Source organism: Bacillus sp. BML-BC051, assembly GCF_019656175.1.
Taxonomy (GTDB): Bacteria; Bacillota; Bacilli; order Bacillales; family Bacillaceae_G; genus Bacillus_A; species Bacillus_A mobilis.
The window spans coordinates 49,430-60,222 of record NZ_BPLI01000076.1 but is presented as its reverse complement, the minus strand read 5'-3'; the positions used below and the strand labels follow the sequence as shown (position 1 = coordinate 60,222).

Genomic DNA, 10,793 nt, shown 5'->3' with positions numbered 1-10,793 from the left:
TAGAAAGAATAACGCTTTTTTATACCAGAGGATAGTGAAAACTTCGTGTTTTTCTTACAAATATCGTGAATTTATTTAGAATTCGCAGTTTTCTTTTATTTTCGTAAGGACTGAATTGGATATATATGCTAATATGAGAAAGGAATTGTAAAGGAACCTGGAAAAATGGAGGGAATTATGAAAACTTTCATATATATGGTGAGACATGGGGATTCTCCGAAATCTGGAAAAGAAAAAACAAGAGGATTAACTGAAAAAGGAAAGTTAGATGTGCAACGAATAACAGATGTATTACAAGGTGAGGGAATTGACATTGTTATCTCAAGTCCATACAATCGTTCAATTCTAACTGTTCAGCAGTTAGCGAAGCAAATAGGACAAGAAGTTTTAGTATTTGAAGACTTAAAAGAGAGAATTTTTATTGCTGAAGAGGAACGAATGTCAGATAAAGAATTATTCCCTTTGATAACAAAGTCATTTTTAGAACCCGATTTTGCTTTAACGGGGGGAGAGTCTAATGTCGACTGTCAGAAACGTGCTATAAAAGTCTTAAAGGAATTATTAAACACCTATCGAGGACAGAAAGTAGTATTAGGAACCCATGGAGCTGTTATGACTTTGATGATGGGGTATTATGATAGTAAGTATGGTTTGAATTTTTTACTACAGACATCAAAACCAGATATATACAGAATGGAATTTAATGGACAGGAATTGGTGGAGATTAAAAGATTGTGGGAAATTGAATTAATTCATCCATAGTTTTTCCTAGTGACGTGTATTATAAATAATAGGGTTACTGCGGTAACTCTTTTTCTTATGGAACAAACGGGGGATTGAGTTCAATAATCTAAAAAATTCGCGTTTTGTTCTTGCTAGCCTGAGATGAAATGGGAGGGAATGTTTTTGGGTAGGATACTTTTAAAATTATTTTTTAAATTAATCCTATTTTTGTTCTTATGTGGTACTGTTGTTTTTTCTATATTTCAGATTATGTTTGTCTGGAGTGTTTCGACAGGATTAGGGAGGGATGATATAGTCGGATTTTCTGATAATAAGTATGTAATTGGTCGTCCACCTGTTAGCTATAATTTGTATAAAAAAGATAGTGGGGAAACTATATTAGATAATGTTATTGGTTATAAAAAGGGAAAAAATAAAAGCTATGTTCGGAATGAAATTGAATTTGCAGTGATAAATGAAATAAAAGGTAGCTATGAACTGTATAAAATAGAAAATGCTTCAGAAAAGGATATAGAACAGCTGAAAGAAATAAAGAAATTAGAATAAAAGAGACTATCTGAAAGGTGAAAATGTCCATCAAACTAACAAATAAAAATACCGTTTTTTTACACTTGACGGTAATTAATATTTTTAAGTTGATGGGCATGGGGCGTCAACTAGATCGACTATTATTTATTCTGTAATGCTATTAATGAATATAAATACCTATATTTTAAATAATGCTTAATTGTATTACATAAATTCAACGAAGGAGTTTTTATATTGTTATAATTGGCGTCTTTATAATTAAATATTCAAAATGAATAGAAGGAGTCTAACATAACTATACAGAATATTTAGATAATAAGGAGGTGTCGAATTTTGAGTGAAATTGAATTAAAAAGGAATGTAATTAAGACAGGGAGTGAGAAGGGGATTATTCTTCGGTTTATACTCGCTAGTCTAGTTGGGGTGTTTATGTTTTTCGTACCAGTTACGATAAACGGTGCTTCGTCCATTATGATTGATCATATCGTATCATGGATTAGGACTTCGGTTCCGGGCGTAGTACCTTATTACGCGCTACTCGTTATGATAATGGGTGCGATTTATCCGTTTTATACGAAAAAGTGGAATGCATCTATCGTAGACATTTGTTTTTCGATTTTAAAAGTAGTTGGTGTTGTCTTTGGTGTATTATATTGTTTGAAAGTAGGGCCAGCTTGGTTCTTTGCACCAGATGTAGGGCCGTTTTTGTATGAAAAACTAGTCATATCGGTAAGTTTACTCGTGCCAATTGGTTCGGCTTTTTTAGCATTATTGGTCGGGTATGGATTACTTGAATTTATCGGTACGTTTTGCCGTCCCATTATGAGACCGTTATGGAAAACACCAGGCCGGTCAGCAATCGATGCGGTTGCTTCCTTTGTGGGGAGTTATTCACTCGCTTTATTAATTACAAATCGAGTGTATAAAGAAGGAAAGTATACGACAAAAGAAGCAGCGATTATCGCTACAGGCTTTTCTACAGTATCCGCAACATTTATGATTATTATCGCAAAAACATTAGACATTATGCATTTATGGAATGTTTATTTTTGGACTACTCTTGTTGTAACATTCATCGTGACCGCTATCACCGTAAGAATCCCGCCACTTAGTAGAAAACCAGATACATACATAACGGAAGAAGGGTTTCCAGAGCCTGTTTATAAGGAGAAAATGTTAGAACGTGCTTGGGAAGATGCATTAGAAGTATCGAAATCTGCACCGAGTATTATGAAAAATATCGCAGTGAACTTAAAAGACGGATTTATCATGACGATGGGAATTTTGCCATCTATTATGTCAGTAGGATTAATTGGTATCGTCTTAGCGAAATTCACGCCAATATTTGATTGGATCAGCTATATTTTTTATCCTTTTACATGGCTATTACAATTACCAGAAGCAGAACTAGCTGCTAAAGCGGCATCCGTTGGTATCGCAGAAATGTTTTTACCTTCTCTTTTAGTTGTAAGTGCGCCACTTGTGACAAAGTTTGTCATTGCGGTTGTTTCGGTATCATCTATATTGTTCTTCTCAGCTTCTATTCCTTGTATTTTATCGACAGACATTCCGTTAAAAGTATCGGAACTTATTATTCTCTATGTGCAAAGAACGATATTGACGTTACTTATTATTACACCGATTGCTTATTTGTTGCTTTAAAGTTTTGAAAAGATAAAGCTATAACAAAAGAAGCCTTTTTACAGAAGGCTTCTTTTGTTTGTAAGCAGGATATTCCCACATCACTATCAAGCTAAGAAAATCAAATATCCTAAAACATGAAAATGTACTATTTTCTGTTTTTGGGATGCTTTTATTTATTTTTTGAATATGACGTCATGCTTCTTAAGAAGATTCCTAGTCCTGCAAAAAAGAATCCTAAGCATAATAAGCTGCCTGGCGTTCCCCAAGTAATTTGATCTAGCATTTTTATCCCCTCCCATTCATCATTATATAGTGTTTATTGGTAATTATCAAAATTTTCCTTTTTAAAGGTTATTGATGAGCCGTTCCACCTTATACGAGAAGAATATATTTGAAAAGGAATTCTTTTTCAAATATCTTATTATTCTTATAAAACGTTACTATATCTTATGATATAGTAACAACAAAGGGGGGCTTTCAAATGGAAATCATTCACGAAAGAGCAAAGTTACGGATAATAGATAGTGATGATGTCGAAAGTTTGTTTTCGATTGTAGAAGGAAATCGTGATATTTGGGCGTATTTAATCTCTAAAATGGATAGTGTTCAAGATATGCAGCAATACGTTCAAAAAGCGATACAAGGTTATGGAAAGGGTACTCAAATCCCTTTCGTTGTAGTGAATCAACAGACGAATAAGATTGTAGGAAGTACACGTCTATATAAAATTTCAGTAGAAGATAAAACAGTCGAGTTAGGACAAACGTGGTATCATCCAAGTGTGCAACGTACGAGTATCAATACAGAGTGTAAGTATATGCTTCTCCAGTATGCTTTTGAAAAACTGCGTATGCTGAGGGTACAAATTAAGACGGATGCAAGAAACGAAAATGCACAACGAGCAATTGAAAGGTTAGGTGCAGTTAAAGAAGGTGTGCTTAGAAATGAAAGAAAATTGCCAAGTGGACATGTGAGAGATGCGGTTGTGTACAGCATTATCGCGAATGAATGGCCAGTTGTGAAAGCACGTTTATTAGAAAATTTAGAGTTGTATAAAGAAAAGTTATAATTCGTGTTTTGAAAGGTATATTGTTCGTGATGTATGAAAAATATACCTTTTTTCTTACAAAATGCTACTTTATTTTAATTCCTTTTGTTTCATCGTTCCCTTCTGAGAAAAAATTCGTTACAATGTAGTTGTATGGTAATAAACTTATGAATTTAAAACATGTAATGAAAACCGCAAATAAAAATGAATTGATAATCCTCAATTTTAAATGAAAACCCTTTTATACATAAATAACAAGTAAAGTTCCTTCTTTTAAATAAACTCAAACAAAACGATTTGATATAAATGTTTTTTTATAGAAGTATGGATGATGTACGGAGGCAATTACAAATGAAAGAAAATAAGAAGAGTAAGAAAAGACGAATCTTTCAAGTATTTTTACTAATGATTTGTTCTGCCATTTTATATGTAAGTTATGCAGCTTACGATATTTGGAGCTATCGTTTTAAAACAAATGATGGTGTGAAAACGGATGCTGGTATCGTACTAGGAGCGGCTTCTTGGAACGGAAAACCATCCCCTGTATTTAAAGAAAGAATTAATCATGCGATTTCTTTATATAAGAACGGAAATATTAAAAAGATTATTTTTACAGGTGGTACAAAGTTCGAGGCAGAACTTGAGGAAGCGCGTACTGCAAGAGTATATGCAATGAAACAAGGTGTAAAAGACGAAGATATTTTAATTGAAACAAAATCCCTTTTCACTGAAGAAAACTTAAAGAATGCGAAGGAAGTTGGAATAGAGAACGGAATACGCACATACACGATTGTAAGTGATCCACTTCATATGAAACGCGCAATGAGAATCGCAAAACATATTAATATTGAAGCGTATGCTTCACCAACGCCGACATCAGCATATAAAACGTTAGACACAGAAATACCATTCTTCTTTAAAGAATTATTCTCGTACATTGGATATGTAACCTCCTTGCCATTAAAGGCATTGAAGGGAGACTAATATAAGAAAAGAACCTATCTTAAAATAGGAACTTTTCTTATTGGTCAAAAACATTGTATTTTTATCGGAATAGTGAAACAATAGAGAGGTAGCTTCATATAATCATAATGAAAAAGTGAGCGGTTGATGAATCGAACATAAAGGAGATTATAGTATGGCACTCTCATTTGTTGAAACAGAAGAACAATCTTTCATTATTGAAAAAATAAATAAATTGATTCCGAAGTTCATGGAAAGGGAGCATCAACTAAGTGAATTAGGATCATTTCCGTATGAAAATATAAGTGATTTGAAAGATATCGGATATACGAAATTAACGTTACCGAAAGAATTTGGTGGTAGTGCGATTTCTTTATATGACTTCGTTTTATTTCAAGAGAAAATCGCGGAAGGCTGTGGGGCCACGGCATTATCGATTGGCTGGCACCTTGGTATTGTGAAAGAATTAGCGGAAAATCGCTCTTGGAATGATGAGATGTTCAAATGGTTTTGCGAAGAAGTGCGTAACGGTGCACTCTTTAACCGGGCAGCAACAGAGCCAAAAACAGGGAGTCCGACGCGTGGCGGTAAGCCAGAAACGATAGCGGTTCAACAAGGCGAGAAGTGGGTTATAAATGGAAGAAAAACTTTTACAACGATGGCGCCAATACTTGATTATTTTATTATTTCAGCAAGTATTGAAGGCCGAGAAGAAGTTGGTGAGTTTGTCATTCCAAGAAATACGCTCGGTGTATCCATTGAAGAAACGTGGGATAGCGTTGCGATGCGAGGGACTGCTAGTCATGACCTTGTCTTACAAAATGTAGAGATAGAAAGTCGCTTTTTTACGAATGTATTGGGCGGGAAAGTAAAACAAAAGGGTATTGGCTGGTTGCTACATATACCAGCATGTTATTTAGGAATTGCACAAGCAGCAAGAAATTATGCAGTTCAGTTTGCGGGATCATACAAGCCAAATAGTTTAAATCATTCTATTAGTTTATTGCCGAATGTTAGAAGATTAGTTGGAGAATTAGAACTTGAGCTTATGCAAGCTCGCGTCTTTTTATATCAAATTGCGAAACAGTACGATGAGGCAGAGGATAAACTATCATTGCAAGCCGAACTAGCGGCAGTGAAATATGCTGTAACAAATGCGTCAATATCTATTGTAGATAAAGCAATGCGCATCGTAGGAGCAAAAAGTTTATCAGAAAAAAATCCGCTTCACCGGTACTATTTAAATGTCAGAGCAGGATTGCACAATCCGCCGATGGATGATGCAACATTATCTATATTAGCGGATGCGGCGTTTCGGTCGTGATGTTTTAGGGATGGGTCTTATGAACTTAAATGTTATTGTTTATGGCCGATATAGTTGTTTTGAGAGCACGTGTTTGATTAGTAATCGAACACGTGCTTTTTATTTGTTTGCCATCCTAAATGCATTCTTTAGCGAAATGCCCCTTATTTTCATACAATGACTTTTTTAATTTCCGACAATAAGGTGATTGACCGCTTAAACGAATGGATCAAAGGATAGAATGACAAATCGGTCAATTTTGTGAATAGAACCTTTATGATTTGCTTGATTCGTTATGTTAATTTCATAATTCCGACTAAAGTGATAGAATCAACTAAATGTTAGTAATTCTATAGACGCTTATTATTACAACTGCCAGTAGTGGCCTAGTATAATTTATAAAACCAGATGCATTTATTGCATCTGGTTTCTTATTTCAGCAACAATAAGTTTCAATTGAAAAATACATACAATAAAGGAGGAGCAGTCATTTCCGCTCCTCCTTTATTAATCCATTTTTCTAGCGGATTATAGGTATTACATTTTGTGATTGTTTGAAAACTGTAAGAAATTATCTTCTTGTTTTGGAGAAATAACAGTTTTAAGGAAAAATAATGGATAGATAAGCAAATATCCATTAAATATCCACCAAGTGACATCGAAATCATTGCTATAAACCCAAAATGCGATGGCTTGTAAACCTGAACAAAATGTTAAAATCAGCGATATTAAAGCAATGTAACTCCAAGATGGACGTTTTTTGTTATATAAATATATGCTGGTAAGGCCAGTGATAGAGATAAATATATCCAGAGGGAAAAAGGACCAATTCCATGCCACGATGATTGGATTATCATAATCCTTAAATGCCCAACTTTCGGGGATAAGGTGGAACATAGTTACCAGCCAATAAATAATAAATCCAATATCAGTTACAAAGAAAAACGGTTTTAAATATCTCATTCTTTCCTCCTAAAAAATTAGTTTTTATTATGCCTTAATAATGATGTGAATTATATAATCTTGTTTACCTTAGGAATCCGGAGTAATAAAACACTAATTCCAAGTGATAAAGCAAACGTCAAACTTGTAACATAAATCGTTTTCAAAATAATATTCATTTCAAGCGTACTAGACATAAGTTGTAACGCAACAATAATAGGTCCCTGAATTATATATATAGAATAACTAGAACGGCTAATTGTACTAAGTAGAGGAGTAGTAAAGTTAAATTTCTTCTTAAACAGAACTAGCAGCTTTAATATTATGCCTACAAAAGTAAATGGTTCCCAAAAAGAATAATACAGTGATTCTAGAGTAACCCCACCGTAGAAGTTATCTACGTTCCCTTCATTAAAGAGGAATACAATAGGCATTGTTATGAAAGAAACTATTGAAATTCTAAAATAGACCGATGCCGTTCTTTCACTTATTTGATTCAGCCAACTATTCCTGTATGCAATGACTCCAAGTAAAAATAATGCTATGTATTGAGGGAAATACCCAAGTGTGAAGTCATGTATGTATAATCGATCAGTCGGAAAGAGTAATCGAACAATAAAGTTACAGATACCCATAAATAAAATGAAACAGAATATTTTATTTATGCCGGGGAAACTAATCTGCGGCATTTTTATTGTCGTAGTCTTTCTGATAATTGCATATGCCACAGTAAAGTAGAATAACGCCATTACAAACCATAAATTATAAAATCCTAGTGATGAGAGATAACTTTGTTTTTTTACAAGATTGATACTTATGGGATTTAGCACAAAGAAGTAAACAAAAGCAGGGATAAGTAGTTTAGGAACTCTATCTCTCAAAAATTTTGAAAAGCCTTTATTGTCATAAGACCTTGGTGAGAAATATGCTGCGATAAAAAAGAAGAGACCCATAAAAAAGCTTTGGCATAGCGCATTTATTAGAGTAAGTATCGATATGGAGATGGCATCATCCGATGGCTCTATATAATACCATCCTCCAGCTCCACCATAGGCGCTACTTGTATGAAACAAGACAACTAAAACAGCAAGAAAAGCTTTCAAGTTGTTTATATAATGGAGTTTTCCATTGCTCATTTACTTATCTTCCGCCTTTCATACACCGCTACCTTTAGATGCTATACCTGCAACAAATGTATGACTTAATTTAAATTCATTGCCCTGTTGAATAAAAACATTAATTTGGTCAGTGATTTTTTGTAAAATCTCTTCTTCTTTATCTCTATCAAGTACATCTAAAAAGCCAGCTGCGGCACCAGAACGGAAAACCCATTCCATGGCTTCCTCAGCAGTTTCACAAGGTAGAATTTGCTCTCCTTCCCAGCGATCAATTGTATTTAAGTTACCTTTAGTAAACCATTTTTGAAGAACAAGAGAATCTATTGGCAAATTTATACTAATATAACGTTGCAAATATTCTGGATGATTATTAAGAACTTGATCAAACGCCTTCATCAGAATTTCCTCAGAATCACATCTTGTTTCTATAATTCCAACTTGGCCATTAGGCTTCAGAACTCGATGAATCTCTTTAAGAAAGATAGTTGGATTCGTGTAGCAAATAGCCCAACCGCACACCACTGTATCTATACTTGAACTAGGTATTTGTTTTAAAAATTCCACCATATCACCTTGGTGCATATTTACTTCTAGTCCAGAATATTTAGATATCTTATCTCGTGCAACATTTAGCATTCCAGCAGATTGATCGACAGTGGAAATAGTCCCTATACCATTTAGTCGATTAGCTACTTCCTCAGTAATAAAACCTGTTCCACATGCCAGTTCCAATACGTGTTGCCCAGGTTGTATATCCATTTTATTTAGTAAATCTAGTGAATGTTGTCCCATTATACTAGAAAAGAAAGAATCATAATCATCACTAGCTTTATCGTAATCTTTGGAGCTATCTGCATATTGATTTGAAACTTTAAACCAAGCAACCTTTGCTGCTAATTTTACTTTGTTTAACATGAAATTCCCTCCGTAAATAGTTGATTAGTGTTTAAAACTGTTTGGTACTAACGACACTAGGATTACTTAATGATATGACATTTGTAAATAAACGGAAATTAAATTCCAGAATTTATGCTATCACTGTGAGGAAATTTCGTCAAGTTGGATTTATTTAACTAAAAAGTTTACTAATATTTCACGAAAAATAGATTGCAAGATTAACAATTACACTAATTAGATGTATTCAACACGTATCACTGTGGGTAATATTACATTTTTCTAATTAGTAAACTAGAAGTAATTGACAGATAATACCATGTTGTCATATCATAATTTTCAGACGAGTCAAAAACGTCGATTATTTCCGAAAAATAAATGGAAAGGAGGATAATTCTGAGTGACAAAGTTTCAAAGGCTGAAAAAAAATCCACTAACTGGTTTGCTTGTAATCGCTATGGCGGTATTTATAGATATGCTTTTATATAGTTTAGTGGTTCCTATCGTCCCGTTATACGTTTCTAAATTTGGAGCTTCGCAGACTACTGTTGGAATTTTGATAAGTTGTTATGCTTTCACTTTTATATTTTTTACCCCGATTTTAGGAGTTGTTTCTGACAAGTTCGGGAGACGAGGTTCTATGCTATGGGGAATGGTAGTACTAATAGCAAGTACTTTAATGTTCGCCTTTGCAAATAACATGTACATACTGATTCTCGCAAGGTTATTACAGGGAATTGCTGCTGCTGCCACATGGACGGCTGGTTTAGCCCTTATTACTGATTTATATCCAGCTAATAAAAGAGGGAAGGCTTTAGGTACCGTAATAACTTTCATGTCTGCTGGAACGCTTTTAGGCGCACCTGTTGGTGGATTGTTATATGAATGGGGAGGCTATCAATTACCTTTTCTACTTGCAGCAGGTATTGCTTTACTAGATGGTTTAGCAAGGATGTTTTTACTAGAAGATCCACCAAAAGATAAAGAAACAAGTAGTGTAGACATCGCGAAAATATTTAAGGACTTTGAAGTGTTAAAAATATTTGGTGTTGTTTTACTTGGGTCTTCAGCAATCAGTATCCTTGAACCAACCTTACCTATTTATCTCATGGAAAATCTAGGCGCAAGTACAGTACATATAGGTTTTCTGTTTGGGATTACAACTCTTGCATATGGGTTAGCAAGCCCAATAGCTGGTTGGCTATCAGATAAAAGTGGGACATTCCATATTATGATGATAGGTTTACTCATTTTGGCTGTATGCTTACCTTTCGTAACAATCCCTAACACTTTGGTATTAGAAGGGGTTGTACTATTCTTTTTAGGGGCAGCGGCTGGTTTGGTTTTAACACCTACATTACCGGAACTAGCAAATTCCGTTGACCGCCTAGGTGGAGGAGCATATGCTACTGCCTTTGCCGTATTTAATGTTGCGTATTCAGTCGGAATGATGATTGGTCCAATATTCGGTGGCTTCTTTGCAGACATGTTTAATGTATCAATCGCCCTTTATATTTTAAGTGCCTTTTTGGTCTGTTACAGCATCTCGCTAAGAATAATGAAGAGTAAACCCAAAAAGACCGAACATAAAAATTCTTTATAATAAAGT

General features: G+C 34.4%; 10 protein-coding genes. 7 read left to right on the top strand and 3 right to left on the bottom strand.

The features are described from left to right. Positions 1-177 precede the first annotated feature (177 nt). From K5S59_RS25385 to K5S59_RS25360, 6 genes are all read left to right on the top strand, one after another. Positions 178-762 (top strand): histidine phosphatase family protein, encoded by a 585-nt coding sequence (locus tag K5S59_RS25385; protein ID WP_000846744.1) that lies wholly within the window; start codon positions 178-180, stop codon positions 760-762. 144 nt (positions 763-906) lie between these two features. After that, positions 907-1,290, top strand: a complete 384-nt coding sequence (locus K5S59_RS25380) for a hypothetical protein (RefSeq protein ID WP_000532651.1) — start codon at positions 907-909, stop codon at positions 1,288-1,290. A 315-nt stretch (positions 1,291-1,605) separates the two neighbouring features. Next, on the top strand, positions 1,606-2,934 hold the full coding sequence (locus tag K5S59_RS25375) for a YjiH family protein (RefSeq protein ID WP_001289386.1): 1,329 nt from the start codon (positions 1,606-1,608) through the stop codon (positions 2,932-2,934). A gap of 463 nt (positions 2,935-3,397) precedes the next feature. Continuing rightward, positions 3,398-3,985 (top strand): GNAT family N-acetyltransferase, encoded by a 588-nt coding sequence (locus K5S59_RS25370; protein ID WP_000402565.1) that lies wholly within the window; start codon positions 3,398-3,400, stop codon positions 3,983-3,985. A 330-nt stretch (positions 3,986-4,315) separates the two neighbouring features. Next, positions 4,316-4,948, top strand: a complete 633-nt coding sequence (locus K5S59_RS25365; RefSeq protein ID WP_000662230.1) for a YdcF family protein — start codon at positions 4,316-4,318, stop codon at positions 4,946-4,948. Positions 4,949-5,102: 154 nt separating this feature from the next. Then, positions 5,103-6,251, top strand: coding sequence for an acyl-CoA dehydrogenase family protein (locus tag K5S59_RS25360; protein ID WP_120450428.1), 1,149 nt, complete (start codon positions 5,103-5,105; stop codon positions 6,249-6,251). A gap of 516 nt (positions 6,252-6,767) precedes the next feature. Here K5S59_RS25360 and K5S59_RS25355 read toward each other — a convergent pair. The 3 genes from K5S59_RS25355 to K5S59_RS25345 are packed head-to-tail and all read right to left on the bottom strand — an operon-like array spanning position 6,768 to position 9,205. Next, positions 6,768-7,193 carry a YvaD family protein gene (locus K5S59_RS25355; RefSeq protein WP_001269762.1) on the bottom strand — a complete coding sequence of 142 codons (426 nt, stop codon included), beginning with the start codon at positions 7,191-7,193 and terminating at the stop codon, positions 6,768-6,770. A 50-nt stretch (positions 7,194-7,243) separates the two neighbouring features. After that, on the bottom strand, positions 7,244-8,308 hold the full coding sequence (locus K5S59_RS25350; protein ID WP_098872209.1) for an acyltransferase family protein: 1,065 nt from the start codon (positions 8,306-8,308) through the stop codon (positions 7,244-7,246). A gap of 18 nt (positions 8,309-8,326) precedes the next feature. Next, on the bottom strand, positions 8,327-9,205 hold the full coding sequence (locus K5S59_RS25345; protein ID WP_098257746.1) for a class I SAM-dependent methyltransferase: 879 nt from the start codon (positions 9,203-9,205) through the stop codon (positions 8,327-8,329). Between the two features lie 379 nt (positions 9,206-9,584). Between K5S59_RS25345 and K5S59_RS25340 the strand changes: the two genes are divergently transcribed. Continuing rightward, positions 9,585-10,787: an MFS transporter gene (locus tag K5S59_RS25340; protein ID WP_000160056.1), complete on the top strand. Its 1,203-nt coding sequence runs from the start codon at positions 9,585-9,587 to the stop codon at positions 10,785-10,787. Positions 10,788-10,793 lie beyond the last annotated feature (6 nt).